The organism is Candidatus Sphingomonas phytovorans (assembly GCA_029202385.1).
GTDB lineage: Bacteria > Pseudomonadota > Alphaproteobacteria > Sphingomonadales > Sphingomonadaceae > Sphingomonas > Sphingomonas phytovorans.
In genome coordinates, this window is the sequence record CP119314.1 from 1,487,255 (window position 1) to 1,511,426 (window position 24,172).

25 protein-coding genes are annotated in these 24,172 nt (G+C 65.7%); 8 read left to right on the forward strand and 17 right to left on the reverse strand.

Annotated elements, in window-relative coordinates; all coding sequences use genetic code 11:
- Nucleotides 1-36: 36 nt before the first annotated feature.
- Nucleotides 37-1,701 (forward strand): formate--tetrahydrofolate ligase, encoded by a 1,665-nt coding sequence (locus P0Y59_06770; GenBank protein WEK01379.1) that lies wholly within the window; start codon nucleotides 37-39, stop codon nucleotides 1,699-1,701.
- A gap of 39 nt (nucleotides 1,702-1,740) precedes the next feature.
- On the opposite strand, the gene def is transcribed toward P0Y59_06770, so the two are convergent.
- A complete protein-coding gene (gene def, locus P0Y59_06775; GenBank protein WEK01380.1) occupies nucleotides 1,741-2,271 on the reverse strand; it encodes a peptide deformylase in 531 nt (176 codons plus the stop codon).
- Nucleotides 2,272-2,314: 43 nt separating this feature from the next.
- Complete coding sequence (gene recR / locus P0Y59_06780; protein WEK01381.1) at nucleotides 2,315-2,911, reverse strand: recombination mediator RecR; 597 nt, start codon at nucleotides 2,909-2,911, stop codon at nucleotides 2,315-2,317.
- Nucleotides 2,912-2,965: 54 nt separating this feature from the next.
- On the opposite strand from recR, the gene fmt reads away from it, so the two are divergent.
- Nucleotides 2,966-3,886 (forward strand): methionyl-tRNA formyltransferase, encoded by a 921-nt coding sequence (fmt, locus tag P0Y59_06785; protein WEK01382.1) that lies wholly within the window; start codon nucleotides 2,966-2,968, stop codon nucleotides 3,884-3,886.
- Nucleotides 3,883-4,623, forward strand: a complete 741-nt coding sequence (truA, locus tag P0Y59_06790; protein WEK01383.1) for a tRNA pseudouridine(38-40) synthase TruA — start codon at nucleotides 3,883-3,885, stop codon at nucleotides 4,621-4,623. Before fmt ends, truA begins: the two co-directional genes overlap by 4 nt.
- A gap of 18 nt (nucleotides 4,624-4,641) precedes the next feature.
- Here the strand turns inward: truA and P0Y59_06795 are convergent, their stop codons facing one another.
- The 8 genes from P0Y59_06795 to P0Y59_06830 form a co-directional block, all read right to left on the reverse strand.
- Complete coding sequence (locus P0Y59_06795; GenBank protein WEK01384.1) at nucleotides 4,642-5,826, reverse strand: class I SAM-dependent RNA methyltransferase; 1,185 nt, start codon at nucleotides 5,824-5,826, stop codon at nucleotides 4,642-4,644.
- A complete protein-coding gene (locus tag P0Y59_06800; GenBank protein WEK01385.1) occupies nucleotides 5,823-7,214 on the reverse strand; it encodes an NAD(P)H-hydrate dehydratase in 1,392 nt (463 codons plus the stop codon). The genes P0Y59_06795 and P0Y59_06800 overlap by 4 nt, the downstream gene beginning before the upstream one ends.
- Entirely contained in the window at nucleotides 7,211-7,591 is a 381-nt protein-coding gene (locus P0Y59_06805) for a hypothetical protein (protein ID WEK01386.1), read from the reverse strand. Before P0Y59_06805 ends, P0Y59_06800 begins: the two co-directional genes overlap by 4 nt.
- 7 nt (nucleotides 7,592-7,598) lie before the next feature.
- Nucleotides 7,599-9,320 (reverse strand): dihydroxy-acid dehydratase, encoded by a 1,722-nt coding sequence (ilvD, locus tag P0Y59_06810; protein ID WEK01387.1) that lies wholly within the window; start codon nucleotides 9,318-9,320, stop codon nucleotides 7,599-7,601.
- Between the two features lie 7 nt (nucleotides 9,321-9,327).
- A complete protein-coding gene (locus tag P0Y59_06815; protein ID WEK02518.1) occupies nucleotides 9,328-10,020 on the reverse strand; it encodes an N-formylglutamate amidohydrolase in 693 nt (230 codons plus the stop codon).
- A gap of 253 nt (nucleotides 10,021-10,273) precedes the next feature.
- Complete coding sequence (locus tag P0Y59_06820) at nucleotides 10,274-11,098, reverse strand: 4-(cytidine 5'-diphospho)-2-C-methyl-D-erythritol kinase (protein ID WEK01388.1); 825 nt, start codon at nucleotides 11,096-11,098, stop codon at nucleotides 10,274-10,276.
- Nucleotides 11,095-12,675 (reverse strand): tetratricopeptide repeat protein, encoded by a 1,581-nt coding sequence (locus P0Y59_06825; GenBank protein ID WEK01389.1) that lies wholly within the window; start codon nucleotides 12,673-12,675, stop codon nucleotides 11,095-11,097. Before P0Y59_06825 ends, P0Y59_06820 begins: the two co-directional genes overlap by 4 nt.
- A gap of 16 nt (nucleotides 12,676-12,691) precedes the next feature.
- Nucleotides 12,692-14,347, reverse strand: coding sequence for an electron transfer flavoprotein-ubiquinone oxidoreductase (locus P0Y59_06830; GenBank protein ID WEK01390.1), 1,656 nt, complete (start codon nucleotides 14,345-14,347; stop codon nucleotides 12,692-12,694).
- A 116-nt stretch (nucleotides 14,348-14,463) separates the two neighbouring features.
- On the opposite strand from P0Y59_06830, the gene P0Y59_06835 reads away from it, so the two are divergent.
- From P0Y59_06835 to moaB, 3 genes are all read left to right on the forward strand, one after another.
- Nucleotides 14,464-15,225 carry a uracil-DNA glycosylase gene (locus P0Y59_06835; protein ID WEK01391.1) on the forward strand — a complete coding sequence of 254 codons (762 nt, stop codon included), beginning with the start codon at nucleotides 14,464-14,466 and terminating at the stop codon, nucleotides 15,223-15,225.
- Between the two features lie 74 nt (nucleotides 15,226-15,299).
- Nucleotides 15,300-17,042 (forward strand): lytic transglycosylase domain-containing protein, encoded by a 1,743-nt coding sequence (locus tag P0Y59_06840; protein WEK02519.1) that lies wholly within the window; start codon nucleotides 15,300-15,302, stop codon nucleotides 17,040-17,042.
- Nucleotides 17,032-17,559, forward strand: coding sequence for a molybdenum cofactor biosynthesis protein B (gene moaB / locus P0Y59_06845; protein ID WEK01392.1), 528 nt, complete (start codon nucleotides 17,032-17,034; stop codon nucleotides 17,557-17,559). The genes P0Y59_06840 and moaB overlap by 11 nt, the downstream gene beginning before the upstream one ends.
- A 6-nt stretch (nucleotides 17,560-17,565) precedes the next feature.
- On the opposite strand, the gene P0Y59_06850 is transcribed toward moaB, so the two are convergent.
- Nucleotides 17,566-18,081 carry a YbjN domain-containing protein gene (locus tag P0Y59_06850; GenBank protein ID WEK01393.1) on the reverse strand — a complete coding sequence of 172 codons (516 nt, stop codon included), beginning with the start codon at nucleotides 18,079-18,081 and terminating at the stop codon, nucleotides 17,566-17,568.
- Between the two features lie 72 nt (nucleotides 18,082-18,153).
- Entirely contained in the window at nucleotides 18,154-18,501 is a 348-nt protein-coding gene (locus tag P0Y59_06855; protein ID WEK01394.1) for a VOC family protein, read from the reverse strand.
- Nucleotides 18,502-18,551: 50 nt separating this feature from the next.
- On the opposite strand from P0Y59_06855, the gene P0Y59_06860 reads away from it, so the two are divergent.
- Nucleotides 18,552-19,625: a PA0069 family radical SAM protein gene (locus P0Y59_06860; protein ID WEK01395.1), complete on the forward strand. Its 1,074-nt coding sequence runs from the start codon at nucleotides 18,552-18,554 to the stop codon at nucleotides 19,623-19,625.
- 174 nt (nucleotides 19,626-19,799) lie between these two features.
- Nucleotides 19,800-19,928, forward strand: coding sequence for a hypothetical protein (locus tag P0Y59_06865; protein ID WEK01396.1), 129 nt, complete (start codon nucleotides 19,800-19,802; stop codon nucleotides 19,926-19,928).
- A 15-nt stretch (nucleotides 19,929-19,943) separates the two neighbouring features.
- On the opposite strand, the gene P0Y59_06870 is transcribed toward P0Y59_06865, so the two are convergent.
- From P0Y59_06870 to rutC, 5 genes are all read right to left on the reverse strand, one after another.
- Nucleotides 19,944-20,615 carry an EF-hand domain-containing protein gene (locus tag P0Y59_06870; protein ID WEK01397.1) on the reverse strand — a complete coding sequence of 224 codons (672 nt, stop codon included), beginning with the start codon at nucleotides 20,613-20,615 and terminating at the stop codon, nucleotides 19,944-19,946.
- Between the two features lie 215 nt (nucleotides 20,616-20,830).
- A complete protein-coding gene (locus tag P0Y59_06875) occupies nucleotides 20,831-21,895 on the reverse strand; it encodes a GDSL-type esterase/lipase family protein (protein ID WEK02520.1) in 1,065 nt (354 codons plus the stop codon).
- Between the two features lie 50 nt (nucleotides 21,896-21,945).
- Nucleotides 21,946-23,013, reverse strand: a complete 1,068-nt coding sequence (gene rutA, locus P0Y59_06880) for a pyrimidine utilization protein A (protein WEK01398.1) — start codon at nucleotides 23,011-23,013, stop codon at nucleotides 21,946-21,948.
- A gap of 4 nt (nucleotides 23,014-23,017) precedes the next feature.
- Nucleotides 23,018-23,791 (reverse strand): pyrimidine utilization protein D, encoded by a 774-nt coding sequence (gene rutD / locus P0Y59_06885; GenBank protein WEK02521.1) that lies wholly within the window; start codon nucleotides 23,789-23,791, stop codon nucleotides 23,018-23,020.
- Nucleotides 23,788-24,171: a pyrimidine utilization protein C gene (rutC, locus tag P0Y59_06890; protein ID WEK01399.1), complete on the reverse strand. Its 384-nt coding sequence runs from the start codon at nucleotides 24,169-24,171 to the stop codon at nucleotides 23,788-23,790. The genes rutD and rutC overlap by 4 nt, the downstream gene beginning before the upstream one ends.
- Nucleotide 24,172: the final 1 nt, after the last annotated feature.

The window sequence follows — 24,172 nt, forward strand, 5'->3', positions numbered from 1 at the left end:
TTGCGGCTGGCCGGGCGTTCGTTACGACTGCGCGCCATGCTGACCGATATCGCAATCTCCCGCGCCGCCACCCTGAAACCCATTGCCGAGATCGCCGCCGGGCTCTCCATTCCGCCCGAGGCGGTCGAGCCCTATGGGCATTTCAAAGCAAAGATCGACCTCTCCCGCCTCCCCGCGACCGGCAAGACCGGCAAGCTGATCCTCGTCACCGCGATCAGCCCCACCCCAGCCGGCGAAGGCAAGTCAACCACCTCGGTGGGGCTGGCCGACGGGCTCAACCGCATCGGCCGCAAGACGATGCTGTGCCTGCGCGAGCCCTCGCTCGGCCCCTGTTTCGGCACCAAGGGCGGCGCGGCGGGCGGCGGCTATGCCCAGGTCGGGCCGATGGAGGATATCAACCTCCATTTCACCGGCGATTTCCACGCGATCACCAGCGCGCACAATCTGCTCGCGGCGATGATCGACAACCATATCCATTGGGGCAACGCGCTCGATATCGACGTTCGGCGGGTCGTATGGCGTCGCGTGCTCGACATGAACGACCGGGCGCTGCGGGACATCGCACAGTCGCTTGGCGGGCCGGCCAATGGCTTCCCGCGCGAATCCGGCTTCGACATCACCGTCGCGTCCGAAGTGATGGCGATATTGTGCCTGGCGAGCGGGCTGGAGGATCTGGAAGAAAGGCTCGGTGCGATCGTCGTCGCCTATACCCGAGACAAGCGCCCGGTAACCGCGCGCGACCTGAAGGCGGATGGCGCCATGGCGGTGCTGCTCGCCCAGGCGATCAAGCCGAACCTGGTGCAGACGCTCGAGGGCAATCCGGCCTTTGTCCATGGCGGGCCGTTCGCCAACATCGCCCATGGCTGCAACTCGGTGATCGCGACGCGCGCCGCACTCGGGCTTGGCGACTATGTCGTGACCGAAGCAGGCTTCGGCGCGGACCTGGGTGCGGAGAAGTTCTTCGACATCAAATGCCGGCAATCGGGGCTGAAGCCCGACGCCGCGGTGATCGTGGCGACGGTGCGGGCGCTGAAGATGAATGGCGGGGTTGCCAGGGCCGACCTCGCCACGCCTGATGCCGAGGCGGTGCGGCGCGGTGGCGTCAACCTTGCCCGCCATATCGAGAATGTGCGCCAGTTCGGCGTGCCCGCGGTCGTTGCCATCAATCTGTTCGGCACCGATACCGAGGCAGAGCTTGAGGTGATCCGCGACATCGCGGCGAACCACGGATCGGAAGCGATCCTGTGCACCCACTGGGCGGACGGTGGCGCGGGCGCCGAGGCGCTGGCAGCCAGGGTCGCCGATCTGTGCGATCACGCCACCCCGCAATTCGCGCCGCTCTATGACGACGATCTCTCGCTGTTCGAGAAGATCAACACCGTCGCCACCCGGATCTATCGTGCCGAGGAGGCGATCGCCGATCCGGGCGTCAGGGCGCAGCTCAAGCGCTGGGAGGATGCCGGGTTCGGCCATCTGCCGGTGTGCATGGCCAAGACTCAGTACAGCTTCTCGACCGATCCGGCGAAGCTCGGCGCGCCGACCGGCCATGTCGTGCCGGTGCGCGAGGTACGGCTGGCGGCGGGAGCCGGTTTCGTGGTGGCGATCTGCGGCGAGATCATGACCATGCCCGGCCTGCCGAGGGTGCCGGCGGCCGAATCGATCCGCTTCGGCGCCGGTGGCGAGATCGAAGGCCTGTTCTGACCCTGAGCCCTCTCCCCTCCGGGGAAAGGGCAAGGCCACTCAGGCGGCCTTGCGCGCCTTGGCCAGCTTTTTGAGCACCATGTCGCGCTTGAGGCGCGAGATGTGGTCGATGAACAGAACGCCGTTCAGGTGATCGATCTCGTGCTGGATGCAGGTCGCGAGCAACCCGTCGAAATCATCCTCATGCGCGACGCCATCGGCGTCCAGCCATTTGATCCGGCACCCCGACGGACGCTCGACCTCGGCATATTGCTCCGGGATCGACAGGCAGCCCTCGTTATAGACCGAGACTTCCTCGCTCACCGAGACCAGCTCCGGGTTGATATAGACCAGAGGATTGCGGACCGGCTTCGCGCCTTCCTCGTCGCTCTCGGGCTCCTGCAGGTCGATCACGACGATTCGCTGCTCGATGCCGACCTGCGTGGCGGCAAGGCCGATGCCCCGCGCGTCATACATGGTGTCGAACATGTCGGCGACGATCGCGCGAACTGAATCGTCGATCTGCGCGACAGGCCTGGCGACGGCGCGAAGGCCGGGATGCGGAACTTCGAGGATTTCTAATACGGACATGCAGGCGAGCTAGGAAAGCGCGGGCCCGCCGTCAAGCGACTGGCTATGCGACCGGCCGTCTTGCCCTGAGCGCCTGGGCAAGCGTCCCCTCGTCGAGATAGTCGAGCTCGCCTCCCACGGGCAGGCCATGGGCTAGCTGTGTCACGCGCACCGGGAAGCGCTCAATCCGCTCCGCAATGTAGTGCGCGGTGGTCTGGCCCTCGAGCGTTGCGTTCATCGCCAGCACGACCTCATCGATTCCCCCCGCCTCGATCCGGCGAATCAGCGAATCGATGCTCAGGTCCTCGGGGCGCACGCCCTCCAGCGCCGAGAGCCGCCCGCCCAGGACATGGAAACGGCCGGGGAACAGCCGTGAGCGATCGAGCGCCCAGAGATCGGCGACTTCCTCCACCACGCAGAGCGAGCGCGAATCGCGACGCGGATCGGCGCAGATACCACAGGGATCGATCGTATCGATATTGCCGCAAATCGAACAGGTTGAGAGTCGATCCTCAACCGCGGTGAGCGCAGACAATAATGGCCCAAGCGCCGTTTCCCGCTTCTTGAGCAGGTGAAGCACCGCGCGCCTGGCCGAGCGCGGACCGAGACCGGGCAGCCGGGCCAGCGCTTGAGTGAGGGCTTCGATCTCGGGAGATGCCATGGTGGAACAGATAGGGGGTTGCGTGGCCCTCTGCCAAGCGGCCAGAGCGTGCCCATGCGGATCATCTTCATGGGAACGCCCGAATTCTCGGTGCCGGTGCTTCAGGCGCTGGCGGACGCCGGCCACGACGTCGTGGCGGCATACAGCCAGCCGCCGCGCCGTGCCGGTCGCGGCAAGTCCCTCACTCCCTCTCCAGTCCAGGCCCGTGCCGAGGCACTGGGCATAGCAGCCCGTACGCCGGTGTCGCTGCGCGACAGCGAGGCACAGGCCGAATTCGCGGCCTTCGGAGCCGATGTGGCTGTGGTGGCGGCGTACGGCCTCATCCTGCCGCGCCCGGTGCTTGAGGCACCCCGGATGGGATGCCTCAACGTCCATGCCTCGCTGCTGCCGCGCTGGCGGGGCGCCGCGCCGATCCAGCGCGCGATCCTTGCCGGCGATGCCGAGACGGGCGTTGGCATCATGCAGATGGAGACAGGCCTCGATACCGGTCCGGTCCGGCTCGAGGGCCGGACACCCATCGACGGCAAGACCGCCGGCGCGCTGACCGATGAGCTCAGCGCCATGGGTGCGCGGCTGATGGTCGAGGTGCTCGCTGACATGGTCGGCTATCCGCCAGTGGCGCAGCCCGAGGACGGCATCACCTATGCTCCGAAGATCGACAAGGCGGAGGCGCGGATCGATTTCTCCAGGAGTGCCGTCGATGTCGAGCGGCAGATTCGTGCGTTCAACCCGGTGCCGGGCGCCTATTTCGAGCATGCCGGCGAGCGGGTCCGTATCCTGACCGCTTCGGTAGCGCCCCTGTCCACTCTCTCGTCCGAGGTTTCACCCGGCCAGGTCATCGACGATCGACTCGCCATTGCCTGCGCCGATGCTGCATTGCTGCCGCTGACCGTGCAACGCGCCGGACGTGGCGTCATGACGGCATCCGAGCTGCTGAGGGGGTTCGCCATCCCGGCGGGAACGCGGCTGACATGACGCGGTTCGCGCTGACGGTAGAATATGACGGCCGCCCGTTCATGGGCTGGCAGCGTCAGTCGCATGGGCCGAGCGTCCAGCAGGCCATCGAGACCGCAGCACGCGAAATCACCGGCGAGACGGTCGCGGTCCATGCCGCCGGACGCACCGATGCCGGGGTCCATGCAACCGGCATGCGCGCTCATCTCGACATCGCACGGTCAATCACTCCCTTTCGCCTGATGGAGGCGCTCAACGCCAAGCTGCGCCCAGCACCGGTAGCGATCCTGGCCTGCGAGAGCGTCTCCGACGCCTGGCACGCCCGCTTCTCCTGCATGGCGCGACATTATGAATACCGGATCGTCACCCGGCGCGCGCCGCTTACCATCGAAACCGGGCTCGCGTGGCGGGTGCCAACGGCGCTCGACGCAGAGGCAATGGCGCAGGGCGCCGCCCGGCTGGTCGGCCGGCATGACTTCACCACTTTCCGGTCGGCCCATTGCCAGGCGGACAGCCCCTTGCGCACGCTCGACCGGCTCGATGTTCTCGCGGCCGACGACCGGATCAGCGTATTCGCCTCCGCGCGTTCCTTCCTCCACCATCAGGTGCGCTCGATGGTCGGCTGCCTGGCGCTGGTCGGACAAGGGAAATGGTCGCCCGACGATCTCCAGGCCGCGCTTGAAGCGCGAGACCGGTCGAAGCTGGGGCTCAACGCGCCGCCGGACGGCCTATATTTCCTGCGCGCCGACTATCCCTAGCAACACGCATCCGGGGCATCAGCGCACGAACCGCGCGGCCAGTTCCACATGGGTTGACCAGCGGAACTGACCCACCGGCTGGATCCACTCAAGCGTGTAGCCGCCCTTGCATAATATCTCGGCATCTCGCGCGAACGTACCGGGATTGCACGAAACATAGGCAATGATCGGTGTCCTGGCCGCTGCCAGTTGCAACACCTGCTCGCGAGCCCCCGCCCGCGGCGGATCAAGCACGATCGCGTCGAACCGGTCGCATTCAGCCGTCGTCAACGGCCTGCGGAACAGGTCACGGTGATCGGCGAAAAGCGTGCGTCCGGCCCGCGCGCCAGCCGCCTTGAGCGACAGGATGGCGTCACGCGCCGCTTCCCCCGCATAGACTCGCCCAGGCAGTGCCAGCGCGAACGTCCCCAGGCCGGAGAAGAGATCGGCGATCGTCCCCGCCTGCCCGACGGCCTCGCGCACCGCCGCGACGAGCGCCGCCTCTCCCTCGCGCGTTGCCTGGAGAAAGGAATTGTGCGGCATCGGCACCGGGATTCCGGCGAGCGTGATGCTGACAGGCTCCGGCTCCCACCGCGTCTCCGGACCCAGGCCGTTGTCGATGGAGAGGCGCGCGACGCCATGGCGCTGGCAAAAGGCGGTGATCGCTTCGGCCGCCGCCAGCCCTTCGGCCTCGATCCCCTCGATCAGCAGGTCGATACCCTGATCGGCTTCAGTCAGATGGAGGCGGGCGCGCCGATTGGCCTTGAGGAAGCGCGCCAGCAATACCCGCAACGGCGCCACCAGGCCGAAGAGCGCCGGGGTAAGAATCCAGCATTCCTGGAGATCGACCAGCGCATGACTCGATCCTTCGCTGAAGCCGATGCGGATACGCCCGCCCTTGGCCTCGGCCTGCAACGCGGCGCGGCGACGCGTTCGGGGTGGCGATAAAGCTGGCGGACGAATGTCGGTGGCGAGCCCCTGCGCTTCGAGCGCGCCAGCGATCCGGTCGCTGATGAAGCGCGCATAGCTCTCATCATCGAGATGCTGGAGCTGACAGCCGCCACAGGTCGGAAAGTGGCGGCATGGCGGCGCCTGATGATGCGGACCGGGGATCACGGCGCCTTCCTCGGTCAGCATGTCGCCGGGTGCCGCCAGCGCGGCGTGGCGGCCATTGGCGGTGATGCCGTCGCCCCGTGCAGCGACGCGCACGATCGTGTCGCTCATAGTAAACCTCTGACGGCGGTAAGTGCCCGGGCCAGATCGTCGGCGATGAAACTGCCACCGAGCCTGTCGGCAGCCGCGCCGTGAAGCCAGACTCCAGCCGCGGCGGCATCGATCGCCGATCCGTGATTGCCAGCCAACATTGCGCCGATCGCGCCGGCCAGCACATCGCCCGTGCCGGCGGTGGAAAGCCAGCCGCTCGTGCCCTGCGCAACCCGAACCATTCCGTCGGGCGCCGCGATGACGGTGTCAGCTCCCTTGAACACCACCGTCGCGCCCGATTTCCTCGCCGCAGCCCTTGCGCGTTCGATCTTGCTGCCGCCGCCCTTGCCGAACAGCGCGTCGAACTCACCAGCATGGGGTGTCAGCACGACTGGCGCCCCATGGCCGCAAACCCGCGAAAGCCGCTGCTCGTCGAGCAGATGAAGCGCATCGCCGTCGATCACCAACGGATGCGAGGAGGCCAGTGCCTGATCAAGCCGGGTTCCGGCGACCGCTCCGCGGCCCAGGCCGACGCCGATCACCACCGCGCCGATGCGCGCATCGCTCAAGGCTTCCCCCGCGAAAGGCCTGCGGACGATGGCATGGGGTTGGCCCGCCAATCCCTCTCCGAGCAAAAGGACATAACCGGCACCAGCCCGCATTGCCGACAGCGCGGCAAGTTCGGCAGCGCCGGACATCTCACCGGCAATGACCACGACCATGCCGCGCGTATATTTGTGGGAGTCCGGTCCCGGCGTCGGGAGGCGTGGTTCTCCCAGCACGACCGCGTCGCTCGATGTCGGAACCCCGATATCGAGGACCCTGACGGCACCGCAACGCCCAGCCGCCGGGTAGAGCAGGTGCGAAGGCTTGGCCGCTCCAAGCGCCAGCGTGAGATCGAACACGGGAACATCGTTCAGCACGCCACCATCATCGGTGGCGACACCGCTTGGCAGATCAATCGCGATCGCCAGCCTTGCCTTTTCCCGCAGGCGCGCGAGATCGCCCGCGATCGATTCCTCCAGCGGCCGGGACAGGCCAGTCCCGAACAGGGCGTCGACCAGAACCGGTGCAGGCGCCGTTTCGGCAAGCGCCTCGACCGGGGCGCCCCAACCGGCGCGGGCGTGCCTCGCCGATTCGGCGCGGGGTTCGGCACAGGCAGCCACACGCACCGGGAGTCCGGCCGCAAGCAATGCCGTCGCAGCGACATAACCGTCCCCGCCATTGTTGCCAGGTCCGCACAGGACCAGCACTTCATTGCCGGAAGCCAGCCGCCGGACCATCCCGGCAACTTCGAGACCGGCCCGGTGCATCAGGCTTTCGACCGTTGCGCCCCTCGCGATCGCTTCACCCTCGGCCGCGCGCATTTCCGCTGCCGTCAGCAGCGGTTTACCGGAAAGTGACGTCATGACGCCGGCTTCGGCGACCCACGCACGGTGGCCGGCAACCGGTACCGGTCGCCGCCCAACGCCACCTCGATGCTTTCCTTGTCCAATACCGTGACGACCGCCTTTTCCGCGCCGTCAGCGGCGATCACGCCGCGACCGTCCTTGGTCACCAGCAAGCGGTGGAAGGCGCCGTCAGGATAGCGAAGGGTCAGCACCAGACCCTCGTCGCGCTGCTCGCGATCGACGGTGCACACTCGCGCAAAATCATTCGATCCCGCCCTCGCGCAGACGATATTGCCCGATTCCTCGGCCCGCGCGTTCTGCGCCGCCTCGGCATTGGCAAGCGTGCTGTGATCGGTCTTCGCCTCGCCGCAGGCGGCGAGGGCCAGGGCAAGCACCAGTGCGCTAGATATCCGCGTAGACATGAGTTTCGGCACTGGCTCCAGGGTGCGTGACCGCGCCCTTATAAGCAGGGCCGACCGTGGCCGCATAGCGCCACAGCGCGCCGGATTGATAGTCATGCGCGCGTGGCACCCAATTGGCGCGGCGCGCGGCAAGAACATCCTCTGCTACATCCAGATCGATCGTGCCGGTTTCAGCATCGATGCGGATGATATCGCCATTCTCGACCAGCGCGATCGGACCGCCGTCAGCCGCCTCCGGCCCGACATGCCCGATACAGAAGCCGCGCGTGGCACCCGAAAAGCGCCCGTCAGTGATCAGCGCTACCTTCTCGCCCAGGCCAAGCCCGTAGAGCGCCGCGGTGGTGGACAACATCTCGCGCATGCCGGGACCGCCCTTGGGCCCTTCGTAACGGATGACGATCACCTCGCCTTCGTTGATCTCGCGCGCCTCGACCGCGGCAAAGGTGTCCTCCTCGCAATCGAACACGCGTGCCGGTCCGGTGAATTGCAGCCGGTGCATGCCAGCCACCTTCACGATCGCGCCATTGGGCGCCAGGGTACCGCGCAGGCCGACAACGCCGCCAGTCGGCGTGATCGGTGCCTTCACGTCATAGATCACCTTCTGGTCGGGATTCCACGTCACCCGATCGATATTCTCGCCAAGCGTCTTGCCGGTCACGGTCAGGCAATCACCATATAGCAGACCATTGGCGAGCATCGTCTTCATCAACATGTAGACGCCACCGGCCTCGTACATATCCTTGGCGACATACTTACCACCCGGTTTCAGATCGGCAATGTAAGGTGTTGATTTAAATATCTCCGCCACGTCAAACAGGTCGAAATCGATACCAGCTTCGTTCGCCATCGCCGGCAGGTGCAATGCGCCGTTGGTCGACCCCCCGGTCGCCGCGACGATTCGGGCCGCGTTGATGAACGCTTCCCGAGTGCAGATGTCGCGCGGACGGATATTGGCGGCGATCAGTTCCATTACCTGGGCGCCGGCCGCGACCGCGATCTGCTCGCGCGTGGTATAGGGCGCCGGCACCATGTTCGAATTGGGCAGCGACAGGCCGATGGCCTCGCCGACGCACGCCATGGTGTTGGCGGTATACTGGCCGCCGCATGCCCCGTGCCCCGGGCATGCAACCTTCTCGAGTTCGGTCAGGTCCTTGATCGGACAATTGCCGGCGGCATGCTGGCCGACCGCCTCGAACACATCGACAACGGTGACGTCACGATCATGATAGCGGCCAGGAAGAATCGATCCGCCATAGACGAAGATGCTCGGCACGTTGAGGCGGAGCATCGCCATCATCATGCCAGGCAGCGACTTGTCGCAACCAGCGAAGCCGACCAGCGCGTCGTAGCAATGACCGCGCACGCTAAGCTCGACCGAATCGGCGATCACCTCGCGGCTGACCAGCGAGGACTTCATCCCCTGATGGCCCATCGCGATACCGTCGGTGACGGTGATGGTGTTGAAGCGTCGCGGCATGCCGCCGCCCTGGATCACGCCTGCGCGCGCGGCATCCGCCTGCGCGTCGAGGGTCGTGTTGCACGGTGCACTGTCGTTGCCCGCGCTGGCGAGCGCGACGAACGGCTTGGCAATATCCTCCTCGGCGATCCCCATCGCATAATAATAGCTGCGGTGCGGGGCACGCTCGGGACCGACCGACACATGGCGGCTGGGGAGCTTCGATTTGTCGAACTGATGAGTCATGCGGCGCCTATGTCGCCAGAGGGGCCTTTTGCGCAAGACTATTGCTGATTTTTATCAGAATAGGCCCGAGAATGTCGGCCCAGCGCGCAACGCCAGCCTCGTCGCTGATCAGATCGTTGCGGATTTCGATCGCGAGACTCGGGATGCCATTGGCCTCACCGTGACGGTTGAGCGTCGCGTTGAGCACCCGGCCCGAATAGGGTTCATTGTCTCCGGTCTCGATCCCCGACGCCCGCAACATCGCGACGGCGATGTCAGCCGCACGGCGATCGCGATTGTACAAGATGCCGGCATGCCAGGGCCGGGCGCTCGCCGCGCCACTCTCCAGTTCGGGCGTGAAGCTGTGGATCGAGGCAAGCAATGTCGGGCTGGCCGCCTGGATCAGCCTGGCCAGCGCGCGATGATAGGGTGCGTGGAATCGGGCGACACGATCGGCCCGCTCGGCGACGACATTGCCGGGGATTGCATGGCCATCGCTTACCACCGGGATAAGCGACGCGTGGTCGGGCTGGCGGTGGAGGTCGATCACCAGGCGCGACACCGTCGCGAGGATCGCCGGCGCCTCAAGCCGGGTCGCCAGAACTCCGGTCAGCGGTGCCGCGCCGATATCGATCGCGATGTGCTTGTGCAGCAACGCGGCTGGAATGCCGAGATCGACCCCGTCCGGCACTGCGTTCGAGGCGTGATCGCAGATCAGCATGATACCGCCGGGCGCGCCGGGCAGGATGACGGGCGCGCTCACCACGCACTTCCACGCAAAACGGCGGCGGACTCACGTCCGCCGCCGCCATGGGGGGATGACGCCCGGGGGGGCCGGGGATCATCAGCGGGCGCGGCGTCTGGGACGGCGGACCCGTTCGATCCGTACCCAGCAAGAGCAGTGCCAATAACGGTTTGCCATGGCGCGTAGCGCGGGCTTGGGAAAAGGCGTGTCATTTCGGGGCAAGAAACCGTCACGCGAGTACCGATTCGAGACACCACCAGCCGGGACGCGCAGCGCGGACGGCGTTGGCGGCGGCAGTCCGGTCTTCGGGCCGATCATATAGCGCGAAGCAGGTAGCACCTGAACCGGACATCCGGACCAGCCGCGTCCCGGCGCCATCGAGCAACAGGGCGAGCGCGTCGCCGATTGCCGGGGCGATGCTCCGGGCCGGCGCTTCGAGATCGTTGCGGCCGAGCAACGCCCGGCCAAGCAGCGCGCCATCGCCGATCGGGCCGCGGTCCCGCCCGTCCCAGGCAGCGAACACCGGTCCGGTCGAGACGGCAACCCCCGGGTTGACGAGAAGGACCGGCATGCCGGTGAGGCCATCGACCGGCTCGAGTTGCTCCCCCCTGCCCCGCCCAAGCGCACTGCGGCCAAGCAGACATGCCGGAACGTCGGAGCCGAGCGAGTCGGCGATGGCAAACAAGCGCGGATCGTCGAGCGACACGTCGTCTCGCCGCGCGAGGGCGCGCAAGGCGGCCGCGGCATCAGCCGATCCGCCCCCGATGCCCGACGCAACCGGCAAGCGCTTCACCAACGTGAAGGCACCCGCCGGTTTGGCGAATTCGGCGGCATAGGCGCTGGCCGCGCGCGTGACGAGATTGTCGCCCTCACCCGTCAGCAGGCCCGCGAACGGCCCTTCGATCACCAGTGATGGCGGCCCGTCGGCGAGCCGCAATTCGTCGCCATCCTGAACGAACGCGAACAGCGTCTCGATCTCATGATAGCCGTCGTCGCGCCGCGACCGGACGTGCAGCGCCAGATTGATCTTGGCCGGGGCTTGCTCGACGATCACGGCTGAACGCGAACCCCGTCGGCGATCTTCGCCGCAATGCGTGGCCCATCCTTGGCATCCGCGGCGATGGCGGCCGCCTGCCAGGCATAGCGCGCCTCATATCGGCGCCCGAGCGACCAATAGGCGTCACCCAGATGTTCGTTGATAGTGGCGTTGGCAGGCTGGCCCCGCGCGGCGAGCTCAAGCATGGGGACCGCCCTGCGCGTATCGCCGTGCTGGAAATAGGCCCAGGCGAGCGAATCGATGATCGACGCGTCGCCGGGCTGGAGCGCATTTGCCTTCTCCAGCAGCGTGATCGAGATGGCGGGATCCTCCCCATGTTCCAGTCGGGCATAGCCCAGATAGTTGAGCGCGACCGGTTCCTCCGGCGCCATTTCGACTGCCCGTTCCAACGCCTTGCGCGCCTCGGGCCAGCGACCCGCCTGATCGAGCGTGCCGCCGAGCTGAAGAAAAAGGGTCCAGGACGGCGTATCGCCCGCACGCCTGATGGCGAGCGAATAGGCGCGCGCCGCATCCTCGAAGCGGCCGGCCGAGGTGAGCAGATCCCCGATCCGGACCGCATCGGCGCTGGTGGCGTCCTTGCGATTGGACAGTGCCGTCGCGGCGGCGAGAGCCCCCGCGTCTTCACCTGCATTACTGAGCACCGAGACGCGCGCTTCCAACGCGCTTTCATGGAACGGACTTGACGGTTTGACCTGGTCGAGCAGTGCAAGCGCCCTTTCGCTCGCCCCGCCTCGCACCAGAGCCCGGGCCAGCAGGATCCGCACTCTATCATTGTCGGGGTCGAGACGCAGCGAGGCCCGCATCAGCGCGGTGACGATCGGCGTCGGATCGCCCTCGGAAAGATCGGCGGCAAGGCGGGCAAACAAGCGGGACGCGCCAAACGCACTCGAGGGAGGCACGCCCCGGCCGATGGTGCGACGTAGCGCGACGACCGCGCTGTCGCTCCCGCTCAGCAGCGCCCTGGAAATATCCGCCCTACCCTTGGCAGCCAGCAGTTCCGCGGCATTGATCCGCAGATCGAGGCTCGCCTGATCAGCGCCGAGCAGCGCCTGAAGCGCGATCGCGCCTTCATCGACCTTGCCCGTCGCGATCAGCAGGAGCGCGCGATTCTCCGCCATATAGCGGCGCGCAACCGGGCTGGACTTGCTCTCGCCAAGCTTTGCGATCGGATCGCCGCCCGCGTCATAGACAGCCCATGCCCCCAGCAGGCCGGCAACGAAGTCGAACGGCCCCGTGCCGATCCGGGTCAGGATCGCGGCCGCCCCCTTCTTGTCTCCGGCGCGAACCGCCCGTGCATAGCTGAACAGGATCGCATCTGGCGGTGCTGCGCGCGCGGCATCGAGCGTCACGATCGCGCGATCGGCAAGCAGATCGTCCCCGGCCTCCATCGCCTCGCGATAGGCCCGCCGCGCGATCATGAGATTTCCCGGCGCTCCGGCGAGCGCCGTGGCATAGTCGGCCGCCGCCTGCTCGGCGCGGCCGTCACCATCGGCCGCGCGGGCACGCGCATAGGCTGCGAGGTCGTCAGCCCCGCGATCCGCCCAGGCGGGCGTCGCGACGGTCAGCGCCAGCAATACCAGTCCCAGGCGATCACATGTTCGGATAATTCGGCCCTCCGCCGCCTTCCGGCACCACCCAGTTGATGTTCTGGGTCGGGTCCTTGATGTCGCACGTCTTGCAATGGACGCAGTTCTGCGCGTTGATCACGAACTTCGGATCGCCCGTTTCCTCGCCCACGATCTCGTAAACACCCGCCGGGCAATAACGCTGCGCCGGCTCGTCATACATCGGCAGGTCGTAGGCCACCGGGATGGTCGGGTCCTTGAGCGTCAGATGGACCGGCTGGTCCTCCTCATGATTGGTGTTCGACAGGAACACGGAGGAAAGCCGGTCGAAGGTCAGCACGCCGTCCGGCTTGGGATAGTCGATCTTCCGGGCCTGGTCCTTGCGCCACAGGCTCTCATTGTCCGGGTGATGCTTCAGCGTGAACGGCATGCGGATGCCGAAATTCTCCAGCCACATGGTGATGCCGGCCAAACCCGACCCGATGAAATCCCCGAAGGTCTTCACCAGCGGCACGACGTTGCGGACGACCGACAGTTCCTTCTTCACCCAGCTCTGCTCGAACGCTTCCGGATAGGCGCTCAGTTCATCGCCGGCGCGGCCTGCCTGGACCGCATCATAGGCAGCCTCGGCGGCCATGATCCCGCTCTTCACCGCGGTATGGCTGCCCTTGATCCGAGGCACGTTGAGGAAACCGGCCGAATCCCCGATCAGCGCGCCGCCCGGAAAGACCAGCTTCGGCACCGATTGCAGCCCGCCATCGCTGATCGCGCGCGCGCCATAGGAGACTCGCTTGCCGCCCTCCAGCATGGCCGCGATCGCCGGATGGGTCTTCCAGCGCTGCATCTCCTGGAACGGCGAAAGATAGGGGTTGGTGTAGTTGAGCCAGGTGACGAACCCGATCGCGACCTGCCCGTTCGCCTGGTGATAGAAGAAGCCGCCACCGCTCGCCCCGTCGGACAGCGGCCAGCCCTGAGTGTGGATCACGCGGCCGGGAACATGATGTTCCGGCTTGATGTCCCACAATTCCTTGATGCCGAGGCCGTAGACCTGCGGCTGCGCGTCCTTCGCCAGGTCGAAGGTGCGGATCAGCTCCTTGGTGAGATGCCCGCGCACCCCTTCGCCGAGGAACGTGTATTTCGCATGGAGCTCGAGGCCCGGCGTGTAATCGGGCTTGTGGGTGCCGTCCCGCGCCACGCCCATGTCGCCGGTCGCGACGCCCTTCACCGACCCGTCGTCGTTGAACAGTATCTCGGCCGCGGCGAAGCCCGGGAATATCTCGACGCCCAGTTCCTCGGCCTGGCCAGCGAGCCAGCGGCAGAGATTGCCCAGCGATCCCGTATAGGTGCCCTTGTTGTGCATGAAGGGCGGGGTGAAGAGGTGCGGCAGGCCGAATTTCTTCGTCTTCGTCAAAATCCAGTGCTGGTTGTCGGTGACCGGCACCTCAGCCAGCGGACAGCCTTTGTCGCGCCAGTCCGGAATCAGTTCGTCGAGCCCCTTTGGATCGACCACCGCGCCGGACAGGACATGCGCCCCGACCTCCGAGCCCTTTTCGAGCACGCAGACTGAAATTTCACCACCCTTTTCGGCCGCCAACTGCTTCAGCCGGATCGCGGCGGACAGGCCAGCAGGCCCGGCACCAACGATCACGACGTCATAAGGCATGGACTCGCGTTCGCTCATCATCGTCTCCAATAAGGACGAAGCGGGCGCTCTCGTCGCGCCACAGCAACGTCCTGTCCATTCAGCGGTGCCAGCGAATTGACCGCGCCGTCAACACACGACTCTATAGGAACATCATGGGGGCGGACCAGCATATCGATTGGCGAACGGCGGCAGCGAGCGCGCTTGAGTGGTGGCGCGACGCCGGAGTCGACGCCTCGATCGACGAGTCGCCACGCGACTGGCTGGCACCGGTCGAACCGCCGAAACCTGTCAGACGCGTTCAAGCCGTAGCGGCAGCACCGGTCGTCGCACGGCCTCTGCCGAGCACGCTGGCGGCCTTCGAGGCGTGGCGCCTCGGGCCCGAAGCGCCCGAGGCAGACTGGCCCGGCCAGCCGCTCGCGGCACAGGGGCCCTCTTCTTCCAACATCATGGTCCTGATCGACCTGCCGGAACGCGAGGATGCAGATTCGGGTATCCTGATGAGCGGCCCGGCCGGGCGGCTGTTCGATCGCATGCTCGCCGCGATCGGGCGGGACCGGGGCTCGATCTATCTCGTACCGGTCTGCGCGAGCCGGCCCGTCGCCGGGCGGGTTGCGCCCGAAATCGAGGAACGGCTGAACCAGGTCGCCCGTCATCACGTCTTGCTCGCTGCGCCGAAGCGGCTGTTATTGCTGGGCAACGCGCCGAGCCGTGCCCTGCTTGGGGCGGATGCGGCCCGCATGCGGGGTAGTTTACACGGCATTAACCTTGGTGGCGGAAAAGGGCCGCCGGGGGACAACGACGTCGCGACACAGGCGGTGGCGAGCTTCCATCCCCGCTTCCTGATCGAGCGACCGGCCGCCAAAGCCGAAGCATGGAAAGATTTGCAGATGCTGATCGGGGATCTGGACACGTGACCGCGAAATTCATCCTGGCCTGCACGCTTGCGCTGGCACCGCTGGGCACCGCACATGCCGCCGACGCCCAGCGCATCGGCTCGACGCCCGCCACCGGCCGCATCGTACCCGATCAGCTCGATGCTGAGCAGCGCGCCGGCTACCGCGCCGTGTTCCAGAGCATCCGCGGCCAGAAATGGCTGGACGCGCAAATTCAGCTCGATTCGATGAAGCCCGGGCCGCTCCACGCCCTTGCCCGCGCTGAACTGCTCACTGCCAAGGGTTCGCCCAAGGCCGATCTCGATCCGCTGATGAAGCTGCTGAGCGAAGCGCCTGAACTGCCCCAGGCGCAGCAGATCGCGGTGCTGGCCAGCTCGCGTGGTGCCGTCGGCCTGCCGCCGCTGCCCGAGGCCCGCAAGCTCACCTGGATCGACGGCGCCCCTGCCCGCCTGCGCGCCAAGAGCATCAAGAGCGACATGATCGCCGGCGAGCTCGCGATCCGCATGCAGCCCTTCGTGAAGGCCGATGACGGCGTCTCCGCCCAGGCACTGCTCGAATCGATGCAGAACCTGTCGCCCGACGCGCTGACCGAGTGGCAGCAAAAGGTCGCCTGGATGTATTTCCTGGCGGGCGACGACAATAATGCCCGCGCGATGGCGACCAAGGCCTCGACCGGCACCGGCGACTGGGCCGTGCAGGGCGACTGGGTCGCGGCACTCGCCGCGTGGCGGCAGCGCGACTGCACCGCAGCCGGGCAAGGCTTCACCAGGGTGGCCGCGCGCGCCAGCGATATCGAGCTTCGCGCGGCCGGGCTGTACTGGGCATCGCGCGCCGACATGCAGTGCGGCCGCCCCGACCTCGTCGAAGGCCGGCTGAAGAACGCAGCCCAGTATCGCGAGACTTTCTACGGCCTGCTCGCGCGCCAGACGCTCGGCATTCACGATCCCGCCGCCCGGCAGGCCGATACCCTGCTCGCCAATGACTGGCAGACGCTAGCCCGCCGCCCGAACATCCGGGTCGCCGCGGCCCTGGTCGAAATCGGCGAGAATGGTCTTGCCGACGCGGTGATCCGCCAGCAGGCGCGAATCGGCGACACCTCCGAATTCCCGGCGCTTGTCAGGCTGACCGGTGCGCTCAACTTGCCCAGCACCGTCGTCTGGCTCTCGCATAACGGGCCGGTCGGGGCGACGCCGCCGGTCGAATCGCGCTATCCCGCGCCGAACTGGACGCCCGATGGCGGCTGGCGTGTCGACAAGGCCCTGGTGTTCGCCCACACGCTCCAGGAATCCCGGTTCCGCACCGACGTGGTCAGCCCGGCCGGCGCCTATGGCCTGATGCAGGTCCGCCCCGGCGCCGCGACCGATATCGCGCGCAAGCAGGGCCGCAGCTTCGATCGCTCGGCGCTGAGCAATCCGGGCACCAACATGGAAGTCGGCCAGAGCTACCTTGAGCAATTGCGCGACCAGGCGTGCACGGGCGGCCTGCTGCCCAAGGTGATCGCAGCCTATAATGCCGGCCCGGTCCCGGTCGAGGCATGGAACGCCCAGGCTCGCGATGGCGGCGATCCGCTGCTCTATATCGAATCGATCCCTTATTGGGAGACGCGCGGCTACGTCATCACCGTGCTGCGCAACTACTGGATGTATGAGGGGCAGACCGGAAAGCCCAATTCGCCCAGCCGCGTCGCCCTGTCGCAAGGCCTGTGGCCGCGCTTCCCCGGCATGGCCGGCGCAAGCGCCGTTCGGCTCAGTTCGAGCGCGCTGAATCCGGGCTCGTCCACCAATTTCAAGGCCATCAGCTCGGTATCGGTCCCGGCATCGGTCGCCAGTGCCAATTGACGAGAACGCCGCCTTCCTGCCGGTCAGGATCGCGGTGCTCACCATCTCCGACAGCCGCGGCCTCGCCGACGACCGGTCGGGAGACATTCTTGTCGAGCGGCTGAAGGCAGCGGGCCATATCCTTGCCGACCGCGCCATCGTCACCGATGACGTCTCGTCGATCGTCAGCCGCCTCCACGCCTGGATCGATGAACCGCAGGTCGATTGCGTCATCACCACCGGCGGGACCGGCGTAACCGGGCGGGACGTGACGCCCGAGGCGATCGAGCGGGTCCAGGACAAACCCATTCCCGGCTTTGGCGAACTGTTCCGCTGGCTCAGCTACCAGACGATCGGCACCTCAACCATCCAGTCACGTGCCTGCGCCTGCGTCACCCGCGGCACCTATATCTTCGCGCTGCCTGGGTCGACCGGCGCGGTGAAGGACGGGTGGGACGGTATCCTCAAGGACCAGCTCGACAGCCGCCACCGGCCCTGCAACTTCGTCGAGCTGATGCCGCGCCTGCTTGAACGCTGACAGGGCTCAGCTGGTCGAGCCTTTCGGCTTTACGCCCCCCGCCGCTTCGCGCTTCTCCTTTATGAAACCGGAAAGATCCGAATCCATCGACGCGTACCAGTCGATATAGTCCTTGAAATTGTCGTAGGTCATTTTGCCCAGTGCCGACACGTAGAGATATTCGGCAAGGTCGCCGTCATCGTCGATGGTGACCTTCAGGAAGCGCTTCTTCGCATTCCACTCATTCGCCATGGCGACCGAGAAGAAGGGCTCCTTCTTGAAATAGCTGTAGAATTCGAAGGAATTGCAGCCGGCGTCATTGGTGCAGCCATAGAATGTCAGCTGGAACCCGCTGCCGTTGGCGCCGCTCTCGATATAGCTGCCGCCGTCGTTGCCCTTCTTGATCTCAGCCTTGTACCCGGCCTCCTGGAGAAGCGCGGCGACATTCTTCACGCTGCTGACATCGACCACCCGGTCGGCGGCCATGCCCGCCGACGGGACCGCCATCGCCGCCAGCCCCAGCGCATACAGCCCGATCTTCATGTTCCTGCCCTCCCGACGCCAGTTCGATACCGAGCCGACCATATGTCGCCCGAAGGCGACACGCCAGACGCGCTATGCCGTGTCGGCATCCGGTTGCATCGCCGCGAGTTCATGGCCAGCCGGATCACGGAAATGGAAGCGCCGCCCGCCCGGAAAGGCGAAGATCGGCATCGTGATGGTTCCGCCTGCGGCGACCACCGTGACCTCGGCCGCTGCGAGATCGTCAACCTCGATCACGGGCAGCAGGTGCGCCGTATGCTGCGCCGTATCACCGTCAAGGCCCAGATCGGTGTCCCCCGTCGTGGTTGCGGCATATGCGGGCCCGAAATCGGTGAAGGTCCAGCCAAAGGCTGACGCATAAAAGGCTTTAGCCGCCGGGACATCGGCCACCGGTAGCTCCACATAATTCAAGCGCGCCATATCGCCTCCTTGTTCTTGATATGTTCTTACCGATGAACTACCCTCAGTCAATGGCAAAATCCCGTCCCGTCCGCGGCGCGACGCAAAACCAGGAAAGCGTCAGATTCAACCTGCCCGAGCGGGACGCGGATGGCGACTGGCTCGACAACCGCGAACTGCTCGACGAAGGGCCTCCCCCGTTACGCACCACCGTAACCGTCGAGAAACCGCGCACGATCATTACCCGAAACACCTCGCCCGACATCGGTTTCGACCGCTCGATCAATCCGTATCGCGGCTGCGAGCATGGCTGCATCTACTGCTTCGCGCGACCGACTCATGCGTTCCACGACCTGTCACCCGGCCTGGATTTCGAAAGCAGGCTGTTCGCCAAGCCGGACGCGCCTGCACTGCTTCGCGCCGAACTGGCGAAGCGCGGCTATGTCGTTCGACCGATTGCGTTCGGGACCAACACCGACCCCTATCAGCCGATCGAGGCCGACTGGCGGATCACGCGGCAATGCATCGAGATATTGTCCGAAACCGGCCATCCGCTGACGATCACCACCAAATCCGACCGGGTCGTCCGCGATATCGATCTGCTGGCGCCAATGGCCACAAGGGGGCTCTCGGCAGTGGCGGTGTCCATCACATCGCTCGATCCGCGTATCGCGATGACGGTCGAGCCCCGTGCCCCTACCCCGCCGCGGCGCCTCGCGGCTGTGCGCAAGCTCGTCGACGCGGGCATCCCGACCTATGTCTCGATCGCGCCGGTCATTCCGGCGATCACCGACCACGAGCTTGAGCATCTGATCGAGCGCGCGGCCGAGGCTGGCGCGTACGGCGTCACCTTCCTGCCGGTCCGCCTGCCCTATGAAGTGGCGCCACTGTTCAGGGCGTGGCTTGACGAACATTTTCCAGATCGCGCCGGCAAGGTCATGGCGACGATCCAGTCGATCCGGGGCGGGCGCGACAATGATCCGCAATTCCATAGCCGGATGCGCGGCAGTGGCCCCTGGGCTGAACTGTTGAGGACACGCTTCAAAATCGCATGTCGCAAACATGGCCTGGTCCGCGAATGGAAACAGCTTCGTACCGATCTCTTCCGCCCGCCGCCTGGTCGTCAGGGTGAATTGTTCGACTGACTGCCACAATGTCGTGACAATGTGGTCCACGCCGTCTTCATCGCCTTAACTTCGCCTTAGCGGTCTTCATGATATGACCATTGGCGGAAACAGGAGTTTATTCGCCGGCGCCGCTTTCTCCTCGGATCACGAGCGTCTCTATCATTGCGGACAAGTTTTCAATGGGAGGAGTTGGTGGCAGAAACGACCTCGAACGATCGGCCGTCGAACGACAAGCGCGCCGGCGACCGCCGCAAGGAACAGGACCCGCTCTATACCGGCGAGGAGCGCCGCAAGGGCGACCGACGCAAAAGCGAGTCCTGATCCCGTTTCATCGTTTCAGGGGGCACCGCCGGGCCGGCCCTCAGTCGCCTCGTCAGCGGGCACCCGCACGGCACCCGGCCGGCCATTGCCACGGGACGGACCAGTCGACAGTCGCGGCAATTCGCTACGCTCGATCTTCCCGTCGCCATTCTTGTCGAGCATCGCAAAGCGGACATCGGCGGCGTGCTGGAATTCTGCCGGATCGACACCGCGGTTGAAGTTCGTGTCGGCGATCGTCACCGGCTCGGGAAAGTCGAAATAGCTGTAACGCGCCGCGCCCTGCTTGCCATAGGTGACCCGGGTCTCGCCACTGCCCTGAGTACTGCTCTGACTAGAATCGGCTCCGCCGCCACCGCCATGACGCCCACCACCACCGCCTCTACCACCGCCGCCGCCCCCGCCGCGATGCCCGCCTCCGCTCCGGCCGCCGCCGCTGCCCGAAAAACGGCCGCCCCCGCCATCCCCGCCGCCGACACGGATCTCGGGCGCCAGCACGGTCTCGTAATATTCGATGTCGTCGGGATCGATCTCGCCATCATGGCCACGATCGAGCACGGCGAAGAAACGCGACGCGTCCTTCGAGAATTCAGCACGACTCAACGCCCCGTCATGATCCGTATCGGCATTCTGGAACCAGATGTCCTGCGGATCGATGCCGCCACGTTCACTGCGGAACGGTTCCCCCATCGGGCTGATGAACAGTCGCCCGTGCGCGCCTGCGCTTTCAGCGCCGCCGCCATGGAAGCCCCCCGGAGGACGCCCATGCCTGAATTTGGGTTGCTCGCTACCGGCGCAACCCGCCGTCAGGAGGGCCAGAGATGTGAGGAAGACAAGACGCATGACTTACCCGCTCGCTTGAGGAGCCCCCGGAACTCCAACAAGCGAACCAGTCTATGGCAATTTCAAGGTCCAAAGGCCCGAAACGGCCCCTGATAAGCGGGCGTCGCAGCAATGCGTCCGATCTCCGCCTGGAGCAGGTCAGCGAGATGCTTGTGATCCTTCAGCGAGGGATGCCAGTCGCAGCCCTCCAGATCGAGCCTCTCGAAATGGACGGTGGAGACCCGCCCCGGCGCCTTGCTCCCGAGCTCGTCCGCAACCTGCCGGACATCGGCGATGAACGCGTCGGCACCCATCAGGATCAGCCGCGCGTTCGGCTCGCGTGCCATCAGGTCGCGCGCGAAACCGAGATAGCGCGCGCGATAGGCGGTGTGGAGCGCAGCCTGGCTCGCCCAGGACTCGCCCGCCTGGAGAGGCGTGGAGAAGTCGTTGGTACCGAGATTGACGACAATGAACTGCGGATGCCAGCCACGGGGATCGATCTCGACCGGCGCCGGGTCTTTCGGGATGAGGCGCTGGTAGAGCCCCGGCATGCTCTCGCCGGGTCGGCTTCCCCCATAATTGCGGACCACGCCGAAACCAGAATAGGCGTTGACCCGATAGTCCGCACCCAGTCGACGCGCGACGATTGGCCCAAAGGCCCGTTGCGTGTCGGTGGTGTCCCGCACTTGGGCGGTCGTGCAAATCCTTCCGGGCGACCCATTGCCGTAACCGACCGTATAGGAATCCCCGATGAACTCGATCTGCCGGCCGGTCCGCCCCGGAGGCGAGAGCGGAACCCCCTCGCCGGCCGGGAAGATGCCGAACAGGCGACTCTCATCGTCCTGGGTTTCGCCGAGCTTTTCGAGGCGAACGCTGTGCTCGCTATCGCCAAGGCCATCGATTCGCGCATCGACATGCCCGGTCCGTGCGAAGCTCGCTTTCTCGACCCCGTCGATCAGCAGGCGCAGCCGGTCGGCTCCGTTTCGAAGCCTGACAGTCAGGCCGTTGCCCTTGAAGCGCCCCTCGAAATAGACCCCCGGCCAACCGAAGCGCATCGATCCATCCGTTTCGACAACCACACGACCGCCGACATAAAGCGGGACAGGCGCCGGCTGCTTCTTCTCCGCGCAAGCCGAGGCAGTTGCCAGAAGGAGAATGAGAATGCCGGCAAGAGGCCCGGGCTTCTCCCTGACAACCCTCATGCCTTGCCGGCGCGGCACTTCATCAGCGGCTGGATACGGGTGCCGAACATTTCCACCCCTTCGATGAAATCGTCGAAGGTAAGCAACACGCCGCCCGTATTCGGCACCTCCGCCATCTCGTCGAGCATGCGCGCCACGCTTGCATAGCTGCCCACCAGCGTGCCCATGTTGATGTTCACGGCCCCCTCCGGCGCCGCGAGCTGGCGGACATTGGTGGTGGGGTTGTGCTTGTCAGCCGCGCCCTGGTCCGCGAGCCAGGCGATCGCGTCGATATCGACCCCGTCATTGTAGGATTTCCACTTGGCCATCGCCTCCTCGTCGGTTTCGGCGGCGATGATCATGATCAGCACGAAGACCGAGACGTCCCGGCCCGTCCTTGCGGTCGCGACGGCGAGGCGATCATTGTTGAAGGCGAAGGCCTTGGGCGTGTTGACTCCCTTGCCGAGGCAGAACGCATAATCGGCCCATTTCGCCGAGAAGGCGAGGCCGTCATCGGACGACCCGGCGCAGATGATCTTCATGTCGCCGGTCGGCGTCGGCCTGACTCGGCAATCCTCCATCTGGTAATATTGGCCTTTGAAGTCCGACACGCCTTCGGCCCAAAGCTCGCGCAGAATGTGAGCATATTCGTCCAACATCTGGTAACGGTTTCTAAAATGCTCATCGCCGGGCCACATGCCCATCTGGCTGTACTCTGGCCGCTGCCAGCCGGTGATCAGGTTGAGCCCGAAGCGCCCATGGCTGATCGAATCGATCGTGTTGCACATCCGCGCAGCGAAGGCAGGCGGGATGACGAGCGTCGGGCAGGTCGCGTAGATCTTGATCTTCTCGGTGACGGCGGCAAGCCCGGCCATCAGCGTGAAGCTTTCCAGTCCATATTCCCAGAACTCGGTCTTGCCGCCGAAGCCGCGCAGCTTGATCATCGACAGGAGGAAATCCAGCCCGTGCTTCTCGGCGCTGAGCGCGATCTCCTTGTTCATGTCGAAGCTCGGCTTGTACTGCGGAGCGTTCTCCGAGATGAGCCAGCCATTATTGTTGATGGGCACGAAAACGCCGACTTGCATGTGCTTAGCTCCCCAGAAAATCGAGCACGATGATGTTGAAGCGATCCGGATCGGTGACGTTGCAGGCATGGCCGCCCCACGGCATCGCGACGCGCGTCACCTCCCCCAGGCGCTCGGCAAGCAACGCCGAACAGTGTGATGGCACGAGCATGTCGTCTTCCGACATCAGCAGCAGGATGTCGGCGGAGATATCGGACGGCAGTTCGAACGCCCTGGCCGCCGCAATCCGCTTCTCGAGAATCTCCGCGGTCGGGAAATGGGCAAGTTGGTGCGCGCCCTCCGCATCGAGGCGCGCGACATTCTTCGATATCCAGTTGGCCGGGTAGAGGAAGAAGGGCTGCGCCCGGACATAAGCTGCCGGCCCGCTCTTGTGCAGCAGTTCGAGCCGAGTCTCGAAGCATCGCGCGAAGTGCGGATCGAGAGTAGCCCAGCCATTGACGACGACGATCCTCCCGATCCCCGGGAATATCCGTGCGAGTTCGAGCCCGATCAGTCCGCCCAGCGCATGGCCGACGAAATGCGCCTGCCCGATCCCCAGTTCCTCGATCAGCGCCAGCACATCGGCTGCCATGGTCGCGACGGTGACGCCGTCGGGCAGCGATCGGTCGCTCCGTCCCGTGCCGCGATGATCGTAGAGCAGCAGCCGATAGCGCGCACCGAGCACCGCCAGGTTCGGCTCCCAATATGCAGCGGAGCCCCCCATTCCGGGCGAGAGGATGAGTACCTCCCCGTCCTGGGCGCCATGCCATTCGTACCAGAGCCCGGCTGCCTCCATCAGCCGATATGCGCCACGCTGGCGATTTCGACGAGGCAATCGGGCTTCACCAGATCGCATTTGATGCAGTAGCGCGCCGGCTTCGCACCGGGGAAATATTCGGCATAGACCGCGTTGAACGCGGCATAGTCAGCCAGGTCCTTCAGGAAAATGTGGTTCATCGCTACATCGGCCAGCGTCGCGCCACCCGCCTCGAGCGTGATCCGGATGACGTCGAGCACGTGCCGGGTCTGCGCCGCGACGTCGCCGACATGCAGCACCGCCCCGCCCTCGCCCAGCGCCAGCACGCCGGAGACGTAGACGGTGTTTCCGGCCCTGGCACCGGCGGAATAGGGTGCGATCGGGGTCGGGAACTGGGGCGGATTGATCGGTTCGAACGGCATC

Excerpts from the sequence above, each read along its gene's own strand:
- P0Y59_06770 (WEK01379.1), top strand. The coding sequence starts at position 37 with ATGCTGACCGATATCGCAATCTCCCGCGCCGCCACCCTGAAACCCATT.
- def (WEK01380.1), bottom strand. The coding sequence starts at position 2,271 with ATGTCCGTATTAGAAATCCTCGAAGTTCCGCATCCCGGCCTTCGCGCC.
- recR (WEK01381.1), bottom strand. The coding sequence starts at position 2,911 with ATGGCATCTCCCGAGATCGAAGCCCTCACTCAAGCGCTGGCCCGGCTG.
- fmt (WEK01382.1), top strand. The coding sequence starts at position 2,966 with ATGCGGATCATCTTCATGGGAACGCCCGAATTCTCGGTGCCGGTGCTT.
- truA (WEK01383.1), top strand. The coding sequence starts at position 3,883 with ATGACGCGGTTCGCGCTGACGGTAGAATATGACGGCCGCCCGTTCATG.
- P0Y59_06795 (WEK01384.1), bottom strand. The coding sequence starts at position 5,826 with ATGAGCGACACGATCGTGCGCGTCGCTGCACGGGGCGACGGCATCACC.
- P0Y59_06800 (WEK01385.1), bottom strand. The coding sequence starts at position 7,214 with ATGACGTCACTTTCCGGTAAACCGCTGCTGACGGCAGCGGAAATGCGC.
- ilvD (WEK01387.1), bottom strand. The coding sequence starts at position 9,320 with ATGACTCATCAGTTCGACAAATCGAAGCTCCCCAGCCGCCATGTGTCG.
- P0Y59_06815 (WEK02518.1), bottom strand. The coding sequence starts at position 10,020 with ATGCTGATCTGCGATCACGCCTCGAACGCAGTGCCGGACGGGGTCGAT.
- P0Y59_06830 (WEK01390.1), bottom strand. The coding sequence starts at position 14,347 with ATGAGCGAACGCGAGTCCATGCCTTATGACGTCGTGATCGTTGGTGCC.
- P0Y59_06835 (WEK01391.1), top strand. The coding sequence starts at position 14,464 with ATGGGGGCGGACCAGCATATCGATTGGCGAACGGCGGCAGCGAGCGCG.
- P0Y59_06850 (WEK01393.1), bottom strand. The coding sequence starts at position 18,081 with ATGAAGATCGGGCTGTATGCGCTGGGGCTGGCGGCGATGGCGGTCCCG.
- P0Y59_06855 (WEK01394.1), bottom strand. The coding sequence starts at position 18,501 with ATGGCGCGCTTGAATTATGTGGAGCTACCGGTGGCCGATGTCCCGGCG.
- P0Y59_06860 (WEK01395.1), top strand. The coding sequence starts at position 18,552 with ATGGCAAAATCCCGTCCCGTCCGCGGCGCGACGCAAAACCAGGAAAGC.
- P0Y59_06870 (WEK01397.1), bottom strand. The coding sequence starts at position 20,615 with ATGGGGGAACCGTTCCGCAGTGAACGTGGCGGCATCGATCCGCAGGAC.
- rutA (WEK01398.1), bottom strand. The coding sequence starts at position 23,013 with ATGCAAGTCGGCGTTTTCGTGCCCATCAACAATAATGGCTGGCTCATC.
- rutC (WEK01399.1), bottom strand. The coding sequence starts at position 24,171 with ATGCCGTTCGAACCGATCAATCCGCCCCAGTTCCCGACCCCGATCGCA.